Raw genomic sequence first — 14,489 nt, forward strand, 5'->3', positions numbered from 1 at the left:
AACCGGTAGGCGGCACACACTTTCACCGCCCTAATTGGTTTCTGTTTGATCTCGCCCTATAATTTAGTAATTCATGAATTATGGAATCATTGATCGCAACTCAACTATCCTGCCTAAGCCACCCTCAGCGGCTTGAGATCTTTCAGCTGTTGATGCGGCGTTATCCCGGCGATGTTTCCGCTGGCGAGATCGTGTCTGCGCTTGGCCTGAAACCTTCGACAGGCTCGGTTTATCTTGGCGCTTTGCATAACGCCAAGCTGGTCAGTAAACGCCGGGAAGGCACGTCTTTGCTGTACCGCGCGGAACTGGACTCAGTGACCGGTCTGTTTGGGTATCTGCTGGAGGATTGTTGCCTGGGACGGCCCGATCTTTGTCCGCAGCCTGCGCCAATTGACAAGGGGCAGTTGAACGTTGTGTTTCTATGCACCGGCAATTCCGCGCGGTCCCTGATGGCCGAGGCCATTCTCAGGGATGCCGACATTCCCGGCATGTCGGTTTATTCCGCCGGAACCCATCCATACGCCGAGCCAAATCCTGTTGCTCTGAAAACGCTTGAAAAACGAGGGCACGATACCGGGACCTTGCGCGCCAAACCTCTGGAAGACGTAGGCGACACCTTGCGTCACGCCGACATTGTCCTGACGGTCTGTGATCGCGCCGCCAACACCGAAGGGCCAAAATGGCCGGGCAACCCGATCCGGGCCCATTGGGGTCTGCCGGATCCTGTGGGAGTGGAGGGGGATAAAAAATTCCGAAAAGCCGCTTTCAAACAAACCTACCGGGCGCTGCGTCGCAAGATTGATGCTTTTGCCGCCCTGCCACTGAACACCCTGTCACGCGCCGACCTGCAACATGCGGTCGACGACATTGCCAAACTGGAGCCTTGAGCCATGACCACCTACGCATTGAACGGCCTTGGCCGCATGGGCAAACTCGCCCTTAAGCCTCTTCTTGACCGCGGCGCGTCCGTTGCCTGGATCAACGATACGGTCGGCACCCCGGAAATGCATGCACATCTGTTAGAGTTTGACACGGTACACGGCCGTTGGGATGCCGCGTTTTCGCATGACGACAGCAGCATCACCATCGATGGCGTGACCCTGCCGGTCCACAATGCCAAAAATCTCGAAGATCTGCCTTTGGAAGGGGTTGATGTGGTGATTGATTGCACGGGGGCCTTCAAAACAGAGGCCAAACTCGCCCCGTACTTTGCCGCCGGGGTCAAAAAGGTTGTTGTCTCCGCTCCGGTCAAAGACGGGAACACCGCCAACATCGTGATGGGGGTCAACGACGATCTTTATGACCCAGCGCTGCATGACATCGTCACGGCGGCGTCCTGTACGACGAACTGCCTTGCGCCGGTGGTCAAGGTCATCCACGAAAACCTGACGATCAAACACGGATCGATGACCACGATCCATGACGTGACCAACACGCAAACGATTGTCGATCGTCCGGCCAAGGATCTGCGGCGCGCGCGGTCTGCTTTGAACTCGCTGATCCCGACAACCACGGGAAGCGCGACGGCTATCACGCTGATTTACCCTGAATTGAAAGGCAAGCTGAACGGCCATGCGGTCCGCGTGCCATTGCTGAATGCCTCTCTGACCGACTGCGTTTTTGAGGTTGAGCGGGAGACGACGGCCGAAGAGGTCAACGGTTTCTTCGAAGACGCGGCAAACGGCGCGCTCAAGGGCATCTTGGGCTATGAAACCCGCCCACTTGTCTCAACCGATTACACCAATGATCCGCGCTCTTCGATTGTAGACGCGCCATCCACCATGGTGGTGAACGGGACGCAGGTGAAAATCTATGCGTGGTACGACAATGAATGGGGCTATGCCCACCGGCTTGTGGACGTGGCCTTGATGGTAGGACAGTCTCTGTGAAACAGGGGCTTTCCGCCTATGTTGCGGTGACGGCGGCATATTGGGCTTTCATGCTCACTGACGGCGCGTTGCGGATGTTGGTGCTTTTGCACTTTCACAGCCTCGGCTTCTCGCCGGTGCAACTGGCCTATCTCTTTGTCCTCTATGAAATCGCGGGCGTGATCACCAACCTGTCGGCTGGCTGGATCGCTGCGCGCTTTGGCCTGACCTCCACGCTCTACGCCGGGCTGGGCTTGCAAGTGATCGCCCTTCTGGCGCTGACACAGCTCAACCCGGAATGGAGCATTGCCGCCTCGGTGGCTTTTGTCATGCTGGTTCAGGGGGCTTCGGGCGTGGCCAAGGACCTGGCGAAAATGTCGTCCAAATCTGCGGTCAAACTGCTCGCCCCGAGCGACGGCGACGGGTTGTTTCGCTGGGTGGCCATTCTGACCGGATCGAAGAACGCGGTCAAAGGCCTCGGCTTCTTGCTTGGGGCCGCACTTTTGGCAACGCTCGGCTTTCAGGTTGCCATCCTGTCCATGGCCGCCGTACTTGCGGTGATCCTGGCTGCTGCGGTCCTCAAGATGCCGGGCGGTCTGCCTCGGGGACGCAAGGATGCAAAGTTTTCCGAAGTCTTTTCCAAGAACGCAAACGTCAACTGGCTGAGCCTCGCCCGCGTCTTTCTTTTCGGCGCGCGGGATGTCTGGTTCGTTGTGGGCATCCCGATCTATTTCTACGCGGTTCTTTCGGATGGAACGGAAGACGGAAACAGGGCCGCCTTCTTCACGATCGGAACCTTCATGGCGGGCTGGATCATCCTCTATGGGATCGTGCAAGCCAACGCGCCAAAACTGCTCAGAGCAAAAGACCGCGGCATTGGAGAATTGACCAACCTTGCACGCGGGTGGGCTTTTGCACTCGCCGTGGTCCCGGCGGCTTTGACCGTTCTGATCCTTCTGGCCGGGACCCCCACCACCTGGCTGACCATTGCACTTGTGGTCGGGCTTTTGATTTTCGGCGCGCTGTTTGCCGTAAACTCCTCTCTGCACAGCTACCTGATCCTCGCCTTTACAACGGGTGAGCGCGTGACGATGGATGTTGGCTTCTACTACATGGCCAATGCGGCGGGACGTCTGATCGGGACGGTACTTTCCGGTGCCAGCTATCAGCTTGGCGGGTTGCCACTTTGCCTCGGAACTGCAGCGGCCATGGTGACGTGCAGCGCCCTCGCAGCCCATAAACTGCGCCAAGGTTGACGCCGGGATTCGGCGCTTTCCGGAGCAGTTTAGCGCCCAGTACTGTTTGCGCTAACGGAAGTGTCGTACACTTCCGTAAAAATCTGCGTTCGAAATCTAACGCAACTTCAATACATTAAGGGCATTCAACGGGCCTGTTTCCGCAGTGCAGCGGTATTTCTTGTTGACCCAAGGCGATCCAATGTGAATATTTGCCCGTGAGTTAAGCAATTGCTCAAAACGGGAGGAACCTAATGAATACCACCATCCGCGCTCTTCTGGGCGCCACCGCGCTGACGGCCACCGCAATGGCGGCCTCTGCGGACAATCTCACAATCGCCACCGTGAACAACGGTGACATGATCCGCATGCAGGGTCTGACGGACGACTTCACCGCCAAGACCGGTCACACTGTCGAGTGGGTGACGCTCGAAGAAAACGTTCTGCGTCAGCGTGTTACCACGGACATCTCCACCAAGGGCGGTGCTTTCGACATCATGACCATCGGCATGTATGAAACGCCGATCTGGGGTGCAAACGGCTGGCTGGTCCCGCTGGACGATCTCAGCGAAGAGTACAATGTCGACGACATTCTGCCCGCCATGGCTGGCGGCCTGTCCCATGATGGTACGCTCTACGCTGCGCCGTTCTACGGCGAAAGCTCCATGATCATGTATCGCACCGACCTCATGGAAAAAGCTGGCATGGAAATGCCGGACGCACCGACATGGTCCTTCATCCGTGAAGCCGCTGCGGCGATGACCGACCGCGACGCGGAAATCAACGGCATCTGCCTGCGCGGCAAAGCTGGTTGGGGTGAAGGCGGCGCATTCATCACCGCGATGTCCAACTCCTTCGGTGCACGCTGGTTCGACATGGACTGGAACGCACAGTTCGACACGCAGCCGTGGAAAGACACGCTGGAGTTCTACGTTGGCATGATGAACGAGAGCGGCCCGGCCGGTTTCGCCACCAATGGCTTCAACGAGAACCTCTCGCTGTTCCAACAGGGCAAGTGCGGCATGTGGATTGACGCCACCGTGGCGGCGTCCTTCGTGACCAACCCGAACGACTCCACCGTTGCGGACAGCGTTGGCTTTGCCCTCGCACCTGACAATGGCCTCGGCAAGCGGTCCAACTGGCTTTGGGCATGGGCGTTGGCCATCCCGGCAGGCACCCAGAAAGAAGCCGCTGCGAAAGAGTTCATCGAGTGGGCCACTTCCACGGGTTACATCGAACTTGTCGCTTCGAAAGAAGGCTGGGCAAATGTGCCTCCGGGCGCACGGACCTCGCTCTATGAGAACCCCGAGTACCAGAAGGTGCCTTTCGCACAGAAGACTCTGGACTCGATCCTGTCGGCTGATCCGAACAACTCCACCGTCGAGCCTTCGCCGTATGTTGGCGTTCAGTTCGCCGCCATCCCGGAGTTTGCAGGTATCGCAACCGAAGTGAGCCAGGAGTTCTCCGCGGTCTATGCCGGCCAGCAGTCCATCGACGAGGCGCTTGAAAAGGCGCAGGCCATCACAAACGACGCAATGGAAGCCGCTGGCTACCGTTGATCGGCCTCTAAAACCAAGGGGCGGTCCTCGCGCCGCCCCTTGGTAATCCCCTTTCTCTTCGCCAAAATCAGCAAGCCCCGCCCCACGGCGGACAACACCCGCTCCAAAGGGAGGATATAGATATGGCGACAGCACAGTCGCGATCCGCCGCCCGCTTGATGATGACGCCTGCCGTTGTCCTTTTGCTGGGCTGGATGCTCGTACCCCTCATCATGACCCTCTATTTCTCGTTCAAGAGATACCTGCCGCTGCGCGGTGGTGATCTGGGATGGGTGGGGTTCGAAAACTACGTCCGGTTCGTGACTTCCAGCGCGTTTTGGCCCTCGGTCCAGACAACGCTGATCATCGTCGGTGGCGTGCTTGTCATCACCATCTGCCTTGGCGTTCTGCTCGCGATCCTTCTGGATCAGCCGATGTGGGGACAGGGGATCGTGCGCATCCTTGTCATTGCGCCTTTCTTCGTCATGCCCACCGTATCCGCGCTGGTCTGGAAGAACATGTTCATGGACCCGATCAACGGGCTCTTTGCGCACCTTTGGAAATTCTTCGGGGCTGAGCCGATCCAGTGGCTCTCGCAAGCCTCCTTGCCCTCGCTTGTCATGATCGTCAGCTGGCAGTGGCTGCCCTTTGCAACGCTGATCCTGCTCACCGCGATCCAATCTCTCGACAGCGAGCAGCTTGAAGCCGCCGAAATGGACGGTGCCCCGGCGCTCAAGCGCTTCTGGTACATCATCCTGCCGCACCTCAGCCGCGCCATTACCATCGTGGTTCTGATCCAGACGATTTTCCTTCTGGCCATCTTTGCCGAGATTTTCGTCACCACAGGCGGCGCCTTTGGAACCAAGACATTGTCCTACCTGATCTTCCAGCGGGTGCTGGAAAGCCAGAACATCGGGCTCGGCTCGGCGGGCGGTGTGTATGCCATCATCCTTGCGAACATCCTGGCCATGTTCCTGATGCGCATCGTTGGCAAGAACCTGGACTGAGAGAAGGACCTGACATGGCACGCTCTGTCACAACACAACGCAAGACGATCAACACGGTGCTCGCATGGGCGGTTGGCCTGCTGATCTTCTTCCCGATCCTCTGGACCATCCTGACCAGCTTCAAGACCGAAGCCCAGGCCATCAACGATCCGCCGATCTGGTTCTTCTTCGACTGGACGCTGGAAAACTACAGCGTGGTACAGGAACGCTCCAACTACATGAAGTTCCTTTGGAATTCGGTCATCATCGCCGGTGGCTCCACCGTCCTCGGCGTGATCATCGCGATCCCCGCCGCATGGTCCATGGCCTTTGTGCCTTCCAAGCGGACCAAGGACATCCTGCTCTGGATGCTCTCCACCAAGATGCTCCCGGCGGTTGGCGTTCTGTACCCGATCTACCTCTTGTTCATCAAACTCGGCCTTCTCGACAGCCGCTTTGGCCTCGTGATCGTCCTGATGCTCATTAACCTGCCGATCATCGTCTGGATGCTCTACACCTACTTCCGCGAAATTCCGGGGGAAATCCTCGAAGCGGCGCGGATGGACGGGGCAACCCTGAAAGAAGAGATCATCTACGTGCTGACCCCGATGGCCATCCCCGGCATCGCGTCAACACTCCTGCTGAATGTCATCCTCGCCTGGAACGAAGCCTTCTGGACGCTGAACCTGACTGCCGCCAACGCGGCACCGCTCACGGCCTTCATCGCCAGCTACTCGTCTCCCGAGGGTCTCTTCTACGCGAAGCTTTCAGCAGCCTCCGTCATGGCCATCGCGCCAATCCTCATCATGGGCTGGTTCAGCCAGAAACAACTCGTCCGCGGCCTCACCTTCGGCGCAGTGAAGTAAGGAATAGCACAATGGGACGCATTACCCTTGACCAGGTGACCAAAAGCTTCGGCGAAGTGAACGTCATCCCCCCTCTGGATCTGACCATCGAAGACGGTGAGTTCGTTGTCTTCGTCGGCCCCTCGGGCTGCGGCAAGTCCACGCTTCTACGGCTGATTGCCGGTCTTGAAGATGTCAGCTCGGGTCAGATCCGTATCGACGGCAACGATGCCACCGCCCTTCCGCCTGCCAAACGCAGTCTGGCGATGGTGTTTCAGAGCTACGCGCTCTACCCGCACATGACTGTCCGCAAGAACATCGCCTTTCCCATGAAAATGGCCGGTGTTCCGGAAGACGAGCAAAAGCGGCGGATTGAAAGCGCAGCCAAGGCCCTGAACCTGGCGGATTATCTTGACCGTCGCCCCGGCCAACTCTCCGGTGGCCAGAGGCAGCGTGTGGCGATTGGCCGTGCGATTGTACGAGAGCCGGCGGCATTCCTCTTTGACGAGCCGCTTTCAAACCTTGACGCCGCGCTGCGGGTCGGGATGCGGATGGAGATCAGCGAGCTTCACAAAAAGCTCGACACGACAATGATTTACGTCACCCACGACCAGGTGGAAGCCATGACCATGGCGGACAAGATCGTGGTGCTTCAGGCTGGGATCATTGAACAGGTCGGCTCTCCGCTCGATCTCTACCGCGCTCCGCGCAATCGGTTTGTCGCCGGCTTCATCGGCTCTCCCAAGATGAACATCTTCGAAGGCGAGGAAGCCAAGAAGCACAATGCGCACGCGATCGGCATTCGCCCCGAACACCTGACCGCATCCAAAGAAGGCGGTACGTGGAAAGGCACCGTGGGCGTGTCCGAACACCTCGGGTCCGACACCTTCCTGCATGTGCATGATACCGGCCTTGACGAGACGATCACCGTACGTGTTGGCGGCGAATTCGACGCTCATCACGGCGACACCGTCTTCCTCACACCGGAGCAAGACAAAATCCATCGGTTCGGTGCCGACGGCCTGCGCATCGACTGAACCCCAAGAGCTTTCCGGAAAGTCCCATGACGATCAAACTCTCCAACGCCACATTGCCTGATCTGCCGGGTTCGGTTGGCCATCCCGGCTATGATCGCAGCATGTTAAGCGCGGGCATCCTGCACTTTGGCGTCGGCAATTTTCACCGTGCCCACCAGGCTGCGTATCTCGATGCGCTCATGGCCAAAGGCGAGGCGATGGATTGGGCCATTGTTGGTGCGGGCGTTCTGGAAGGCGAAAAACGCGGGCGCGCCATTCTGCAACAGCAAGACTGGCTGACAGCGCTTGTCGAGCAGGAGGCGGACAAGTCCGAAGCCCGTGTTTTAGGCTCGATGATTGATTTCATCGAGCCCGGGGATGCTGAAGCGACCATCGCCCGCATGACTGGGGAAGACATTCGGATAGTCTCCATGACCATCACGGAAGGCGGGTACTTTCTTGATGCCAATGACAACTTCGACCCATCGCACCCACAGATCCAGCACGACACGGCAAACCCGAAAACACCGGCCACGGTCTTTGGCCTGATCCTTGCGGCGTTGCGGAAGCGTCGCGATATGGGCATCGCGCCCTTCACCATCATGTGCTGCGACAACATTCCTCACAACGGGGATGTGACCCGGCGCACTCTGACCGGGCTCGCTCGACTTTCCGATCCTGCCTTTGCCGAATGGATCTCGAAAAACGTTGCCTTCCCCAACGCGATGGTAGACCGAATCACCCCAGCGACGACGGAACGGGAGCGCGACATACTAAGCAAGGAGTTTGGCATCGACGACGGCTGGCCCGTTTTCTGCGAGGACTTCACGCAGTGGGTTCTGGAAGACACCTTCCCTCTGGGTCGCCCGCCGCTTGAGAAAGCCGGGGTGCAGTTCGTCCAGGATGTGATTCCCTTCGAACTGATGAAACTGCGCATTCTGAACGCGGGGCACGCCGTGATCGCCTACCCCGCCGGGCTCATGGACATACACTTCGTTCACGAAGCGATGGAACATCCGCTGATCCGCGCCTTCCTGCGCAAGATCGAAGAACAGGAAATCATTCCGCAGATCCCGCCAGTGCCGGATACGCAAATCAACGCTTATTTCGACAAGATCGAAGAGCGGTTTTCCAATCCGAAGATCGGGGACACCGTGCGCCGCCTTTGCCTAGACGGATCCAACCGGCAACCGAAATTCGTCATACCAGCGTTGCGCGATGCAATTGGGGCGGATGCAAAATGGGACGGGCTTGCGCTGTGTTGCGCACTATGGTGTCGGTACTGTGCGGGCGTGACTGAGTCTGGCACCGTTATCGAACCCAACGATCCAAACTGGGACGATCTTGCGCAAAAAGCCACGACGGCCAAAACCCGACCGCAAGCATGGCTTGAACAAGGAGCTGTTTACGGCGACCTTGTAACCCATGATGCTTTCAAGGACCGTTTCTCTTTTTGGCTCGATGCGCTTTGGACCGATGGCACCGAGGCGGTGCTCGCCCGATTCGTCGAAAGCGATTGAGCGTTGATGGATGGCGCGATCCAGACCGGGCTCGTGATCTTCGATTGCGACGGAGTGCTGGTTGACAGCGAACCCATCTCGCTTGCCGTCACGCTTGAACACCTCGCTCAGCTGGACTGCCCGATGACCGAAGCCGAAGGCTACGATCATCTGCTGGGAAAATCATCGTCATCCAACGCAGACTGGCTCCGCCAAACCTACCGGCTGGAATGGAGTGATACGCAAGTCGAGGACATGCGCACCGCGCTCTACGCGCGGTTCCAGGAAAGCCTGACAGCTATTCCCGGTGTCGCTGACGCCATTCAGAGGCTGCCATGGCCCGCCTGTGTTGCCTCCTCCTCGCAGCCGGACAGGATACAGCTTTCGCTATCTCTGACCGGGTTGGACACTGTGCTCGGCACCCATATCTACAGCGCCACAATGGTCGAAAACGGCAAACCGGCCCCGGATCTGTTCCTCTACGCTGCCAAACAGCGCGGCATTGCACCGGAGCATTGCATTGTTGTCGAAGACAGCCCTGCGGGCGTTGCTGCGGCGAAAGCCGCCGGGATGCGCGTGATCGGATTTGTCGGAGGATCGCACGCCGGTCCCGCTAACTTGAAGGACAAGCTTGCAAAATTGCAGCCCGATGCCATCATCGGCCATATGAACGATCTTCCCGGAACGATCGAAATGCTGAGCAACACGCGGTGACCTCATGACAAGCCATGTCTGCGCCGTGGATGTCGGCACCCGGAGCGCGCGCGCCGGGGTCTTTGCCGCTGATGGCACCATGCTCTCCCGCGAAGTGTGCGGCTTTGAGGTGCACGAAGAGCAAGGCGTGCAGGCGGAGTACGCCAGTCGCGACATTTGGAACGCGGTCGGAAAGGCTGTGCGCGCAGCCGTGGCGAACGCAGGTGTTGCGCCGGAGCAAATCCGGGCGATTGGCTTCGATGCGACCTGCTCACTCGTGCTTCTGGACAAAAGCCATAACCCGATTGAACTCGGCCCTGATGGGCGAGACACCATCGCGTGGTACGATCATCGCGCGGTTTCCGAAGCCGATGAATGCTCGTCCGTTGACGCGGAGTTGATCAGGCATCTCGGGCAATCCATGTCGCCGGAGATGGAAACCCCCAAGCTTCTCTGGCTCAAGCGTCACAGACCGGAAATTTGGACTGCGCTCGGATGGGCCGGTGATCTGGCAGATTTTCTGGTGCTGAAAGCCACTGGAAAAAATGCGCGCTCGGTCTGCACCTGCGCCGCAAAATGGCCGTTTCTGCCGAAGTCGGGCGGATGGCAATCGGCGTTTCTTGAAGAGATTGGCCTGGAAGATTTGCTGGCTCGGGCCGACTTGCCTGACATGCCAATCTCTGTCGGCGACCCTGCCGGGCATCTGACGAAACACGCTGCTAATCATCTGGGCTTATCTGTTCAAACAGTCGTCGCGGCGGGTATGATCGATGCTTTTGCAGGAGCGCTGGGAACGCAGGGTCTCTTCGACGATCATCCCAAAGTGGCCAAGAAAACGCTGATCACCGGAACCTCCAATTGCATCATGTCGCTCGGTGATGCACCGCTTTACCGCTCTGGTATCTGGGGGCCGTACCACGGCGCCGTGTTGCCCGGGTATTGGGTCAGCGAAGGTGGGCAATCCGCTGCAGGCGCGCTTCTTGATTACCTTCTGGAATCCTGGCCGACCCTGCCGGAAGTCGCGAAACCTTCACACAGCGCGGTTCTCGCGCGGTTACAGGGTCTTCTCGACCAACACGGACCTTCGTTCGGCAAAGAGATCCATATCCTGCCGGACTTCAACGGCAACCGCGCCCCATTGTCAGATCCTATGGCAAAGGGAGTCATCAGTGGACTGACGCTGGATCGCAGTTTCGACGGACTTTGCGCGCTGTATTGGCGCGCTGCGGTATCACTTGCCCTTGGTGTGCGTCAAATCCTCGAACACATTGATGGCGAGAGCAGCAAGGCAGACCTCGCGATGGTGGGCGGCTTTGCCCAAAGCGATCTGCTGACCCAGCTTTTCGCAGATGCAACAGGACAACGCGTCCTGCGTCCAATCGAAGAAGACACGGTTCTGCTGGGGGCCGCGACAGCCGCGTTTGCGAGCCTTGAAGAAGATTGCGATCTGACGCGCATCGCCCGCCGCCTTGCCAAAAAACCAACGGTGTTTGTGCCCTCTCCCGTCGCACAGGACGCACACGGCAGAGATTACAAAGTCTTTTTGACAATGCAGGCGCATCGGGATGAAATTGCTGCTCTGACCGAGCGACCCTGACAGGACAATTTATGGCTTCTCTTCCCAAGAACAAGTTCAAGGCGGCAATCAAACAGTTTCAGGTTCAGCGTGGGCTCTGGTGCTCCATGCGCGATCAAATGGCTGCGGAGATGATGGCCGGGCTTGGGTTTGACTGGATGATGTTCGACACGGAACACTCCCCCATGGATCCGGTGAGCCTTGTCCCTCTGCTGCAGGCTGTCGCCCCTTATCCTGTGTCACCGATAGTCAGGCCAACCTGCCTGAACGTAGCGGAAATCAAGAAGTTGCTGGATATCGGTGCACAAACCATCCTCGTCCCCTATGTCCAGAGCGCCGAAGAAGCTGCCCTCGCAGTCTCTGCCGTCACATATCCCCCCGAGGGCATTCGCGGTGTCGCGGGGCTCACGCGCGCCACGCGTTTTGGCTCCATTCCCGGCTATCACAAGGCTGCACGGGATGAGATCTGCCTGCTTGTTCAGGTGGAAACCCGCAGTGCACTGGAACAACTCGAAGACATTGCAGCGGTCCCGGGGCTCGACGGCATCTTCATCGGTCCTGCCGATCTGGCTGCTTCCATGGGCTATCCCGGAGAGCCGAACCACCCGGAGGTTACACAAGCTGTCCTGGATGGCATCAAGCGTATCCGCGCTGCGGGATTGCCGCCCGGCATTCTGACGCTTTCTGCGGATGTGCGTGACCAGGCGATTGAAGCCGGCGCCGTGTTTGTCGCCAACGACTTTGACCTCGCAGCGCTGCGCAAAGGTTTGACAACGTAACGAAAAACCCCGGCTCGATGGCCGGGGTTCTGGTTCAGAAGTCGAGGTTCGCGACGCTCAATGCATTGTCTTGAATGAACTCGCGTCGCGGCTCCACCACATCACCCATCAACTTGGTAAAGAGGTCATCGGCCCCTGCCATATCGTCGATGGTCACCTTCAGCAGCGTGCGTGCATCCGGGTCCAGCGTGGTCTCCCAAAGCTGATCCGGGTTCATCTCTCCCAGACCTTTGTAGCGTTGCAACGTCAGACCTTTTTCGCCTTCATCCAGAATGGCTTGCAGAAGCTCCAGCGGACCATTGATGGCTTGCCTGCGGTCTTTGCGCTCCAGCGTTGCGGAGGTGTTGTAGACAGACTGAAGCGCCTGCGTGAAGCTGCCGGTTTTCAAAGCCTCTCCAGAGCGCAGCATCGGCCCGTCCATCGTCCGAACCTCTTCCACACCGCGCAGAATGCGCGCCAGACGAATGCCCTTGTCCTGCGTGATCCTGCCCTGCCAGCCGCGCTCGTACTCAAGCGCCACAAGATCAAGCCGCGCCGCGACCTTGTCCGCCACGCCTTGCAAATCCGCATCCACCGCGCCGGGCACAAACGCCCCGGCAATGGCCGCCTGCTCAAGGATGTGGCGCGGGTAATGGGTTGGGAAGGCGTCCAGAACGCGCTTCAACTGCCGCGCTTCTTCGACAACACGCACGAGATCCTGCCCCACGATCACCTCGCCGGTGCCTAGCTTCAGCTGAGCGCCCTCAATGCCTTGTTGGATCAGGTAATCATCGAGTGCCGTCTGGTCTTTGAGATACACCTCGGACTTGCCCCGTGCGACTTTGTAGAGCGGCGGTTGGGCGATATAGAGGTGCCCGTTTTCCAGAAGCTCCGGCATCTGACGATAGAAGAACGTCAGAAGCAGCGTCCGAATGTGCGCTCCGTCCACGTCCGCGTCCGTCATGATGACGATCTTGTGGTAGCGCAGTTTCTCGATGTTGAACTCGTCGCGCCCGATCCCGGTGCCAAGCGCCATCACAAGGTTGCCGATCTCCTGCGAGCCCAGCATCCGATCAAAACGCGCCCGTTCCACGTTCAGGATTTTACCACGCAGCGGCAAAATCGCCTGAGTGCGGCGATCGCGGCCGGTCTGTGCAGAGCCACCCGCAGAGTCGCCCTCCACAAGGAACAGTTCCGTTTTGGAGGCGTCCTTCTCGGAGCAATCCTTCAGCTTGGCCGCATTGAAGCTCACGTCCATCGCCGTCTTGCGCCGCGTCAACTCCCGCGCTTTGCGCGCCGCTTCCCGCGCCAGAGCCGCCTCAACGATCTTGCCAACGATCTGCTTGGCCTCGTTGGGGTGTTCTTCGAACCATTCCTGAAGCTTTTCGTTCATCAGGCTTTCAACCGCTGGACGAACTTCGGACGAGACCAGCTTGTCCTTGGTTTGGCTGGAGAATTTCGGATCCGGCACCTTCACCGAAAGCACCGCGGTCAGCCCTTCACGGGCGTCATCACCGGTGAAGTTCACCTTCTCCCGTTTGGCGATGCCGCTCTCCTGCGCATACTTCTGCAAGGTCCGCGTCAGCGCACCCCGGAAGCCCGCAAGGTGCGTGCCGCCATCGCGCTGCGGGATGTTGTTGGTAAAGGGCAGGACGTTTTCGTGATAGCTGTCATTCCACCACATGGCGATTTCCACGCCAATATCGTCCCGCTCGCCAGTCATGTAGACCGGCTCTTCCATGACGGCCTGCTTGGAGCGGTCGAGGTATTTGACAAACTCCTTGACGCCACCCTCATAGAACAGCTCCGTGCGAAGCGGTTCCACCGGGCGCTCATCTTCAAGGATAATCCGCACGCCGGAGTTCAAAAAGGCCAGCTCCCGGAGGCGCTTTTCCAGCACGTCAAAACTGTATTCGAGATTGCTGAAAGTGTCCGTCGACGCAAGGAAGCGCACCTCCGTGCCCGTCTCCCCTTCCGCGTCGCCGACCACGCGCAGATGTTCCGATGTCTCACCATGCTCGAACTTGGCAAAGTGTTCCTTGCCGTTCCGCCAGATGCGCAGCTCCAACCACACGGACAACGCGTTCACAACAGACACACCCACACCGTGCAAACCACCGGAGACCTTGTAGGAATTGCTGTCGAACTTCCCGCCTGCGTGCAGTTGGGTCATGATGACCTCGGCGGCGGACACCCCTTCTTCGGGGTGTAGATCAACAGGAATACCGCGCCCATTGTCGCGCACGGAAACGCTGGAATCGGCGTGAATTTTCACGTTCACATAGTCCGCGTGTTTGGCCAGGGCTTCGTCAATGCCGTTGTCGACCACTTCGTAAACCATGTGGTGCAGGCCAGAGCCGTCATCGGTGTCCCCAATATACATACCGGGACGCTTGCGAACAGCCTCCAAGCCTTTGAGAACTTTAATGGAATCGGCGCCATATTCTTCGGGGGCGCCAGCAGCGTCAGACATGC

Annotated in this window: 12 protein-coding genes; 11 read left to right on the forward strand and 1 reads right to left on the reverse strand. The window is 58.7% G+C overall.

Annotated features, from left to right (window positions below):
- Positions 1-80: 80 nt before the first annotated feature.
- The 11 genes from E4662_RS19310 to E4662_RS19360 all read left to right on the forward strand — a co-directional run bounded on the left by E4662_RS19310 (position 81) and on the right by E4662_RS19360 (position 12,035).
- The gene (locus tag E4662_RS19310) at positions 81-887 is read left to right on the forward strand and encodes an arsenate reductase/protein-tyrosine-phosphatase family protein (protein ID WP_136443264.1); all 807 of its coding nucleotides are present in this window, start codon (positions 81-83) and stop codon (positions 885-887) included.
- 3 nt (positions 888-890) lie between these two features.
- Positions 891-1,889: an ArsJ-associated glyceraldehyde-3-phosphate dehydrogenase gene (locus tag E4662_RS19315; RefSeq protein ID WP_136443265.1), complete on the forward strand. Its 999-nt coding sequence runs from the start codon at positions 891-893 to the stop codon at positions 1,887-1,889.
- Entirely contained in the window at positions 1,886-3,124 is a 1,239-nt protein-coding gene (arsJ, locus tag E4662_RS19320; protein WP_276606316.1) for an organoarsenical effux MFS transporter ArsJ, read from the forward strand. The genes E4662_RS19315 and arsJ overlap by 4 nt, the downstream gene beginning before the upstream one ends.
- A gap of 233 nt (positions 3,125-3,357) precedes the next feature.
- On the forward strand, positions 3,358-4,662 hold the full coding sequence (locus tag E4662_RS19325; protein ID WP_136443267.1) for an ABC transporter substrate-binding protein: 1,305 nt from the start codon (positions 3,358-3,360) through the stop codon (positions 4,660-4,662).
- Between the two features lie 122 nt (positions 4,663-4,784).
- A complete protein-coding gene (locus tag E4662_RS19330) occupies positions 4,785-5,648 on the forward strand; it encodes a carbohydrate ABC transporter permease (RefSeq protein WP_136443268.1) in 864 nt (287 codons plus the stop codon).
- A 14-nt stretch (positions 5,649-5,662) separates the two neighbouring features.
- Positions 5,663-6,493 (forward strand): carbohydrate ABC transporter permease, encoded by an 831-nt coding sequence (locus tag E4662_RS19335; RefSeq protein WP_136443269.1) that lies wholly within the window; start codon positions 5,663-5,665, stop codon positions 6,491-6,493.
- Between the two features lie 11 nt (positions 6,494-6,504).
- Positions 6,505-7,509, forward strand: coding sequence for an ABC transporter ATP-binding protein (locus E4662_RS19340; protein ID WP_136443270.1), 1,005 nt, complete (start codon positions 6,505-6,507; stop codon positions 7,507-7,509).
- 26 nt (positions 7,510-7,535) lie between these two features.
- Complete coding sequence (locus tag E4662_RS19345) at positions 7,536-9,008, forward strand: mannitol dehydrogenase family protein (RefSeq protein ID WP_136443272.1); 1,473 nt, start codon at positions 7,536-7,538, stop codon at positions 9,006-9,008.
- 6 nt (positions 9,009-9,014) lie between these two features.
- Positions 9,015-9,701 (forward strand): HAD family hydrolase, encoded by a 687-nt coding sequence (locus E4662_RS19350; RefSeq protein ID WP_136443273.1) that lies wholly within the window; start codon positions 9,015-9,017, stop codon positions 9,699-9,701.
- A 4-nt stretch (positions 9,702-9,705) separates the two neighbouring features.
- On the forward strand, positions 9,706-11,277 hold the full coding sequence (locus E4662_RS19355) for an FGGY family pentulose kinase (protein ID WP_136443274.1): 1,572 nt from the start codon (positions 9,706-9,708) through the stop codon (positions 11,275-11,277).
- Positions 11,278-11,288: 11 nt separating this feature from the next.
- Complete coding sequence (locus E4662_RS19360) at positions 11,289-12,035, forward strand: HpcH/HpaI aldolase family protein (RefSeq protein ID WP_136443275.1); 747 nt, start codon at positions 11,289-11,291, stop codon at positions 12,033-12,035.
- 34 nt (positions 12,036-12,069) lie between these two features.
- Here E4662_RS19360 and gyrB read toward each other — a convergent pair whose 3' ends face one another.
- On the reverse strand, positions 12,070-14,487 hold the full coding sequence (gyrB, locus tag E4662_RS19365) for a DNA topoisomerase (ATP-hydrolyzing) subunit B (protein ID WP_136443276.1): 2,418 nt from the start codon (positions 14,485-14,487) through the stop codon (positions 12,070-12,072).
- Between the last annotated feature and the right edge of the window lie 2 nt (positions 14,488-14,489).

Origin of the sequence: Pacificoceanicola onchidii (assembly GCF_004804335.1) — a bacterium.
GTDB lineage: Bacteria > Pseudomonadota > Alphaproteobacteria > Rhodobacterales > Rhodobacteraceae > Pacificoceanicola > Pacificoceanicola onchidii.